This window comes from Citrobacter sp. Cpo040 (assembly GCF_030332915.1).
GTDB lineage: Bacteria > Pseudomonadota > Gammaproteobacteria > Enterobacterales > Enterobacteriaceae > Citrobacter > Citrobacter portucalensis.
Genome location: NZ_JAOWGX010000019.1, coordinates 1 through 230, shown reverse-complemented (window position 1 = coordinate 230; position 230 = coordinate 1). Strand labels below are relative to the sequence as shown.

Sequence of the window (230 nt, the reverse complement as noted above, 5' to 3'; positions counted from 1 at the left end):
GATTCATGACTGGGGTGAAGTCGTAACAAGGTAACCGTAGGGGAACCTGCGGTTGGATCACCTCCTTACCTTAAAGAACCGACCTTTGCAGTGCTCACACAGATTGTCTGATGAATGATGAACTTCTGAATGTACTTTCGAGTGCATTAAGAAGTTTTGCTCTTTAAAAATCTGGATCAAGCTGAAAATTGAAACGACACACTGTTTCATTTCTCCGTAATAAGAAATGA

General features: G+C 40.9%; 1 rRNA gene. It reads left to right on the top strand.

From position 1 onward, the window contains the following. Window positions 1–68: ribosomal RNA gene (locus OGX86_RS00300) — 16S ribosomal RNA — on the top strand; the annotation flags it as partial. Window positions 69–230: the final 162 nt, after the last annotated feature.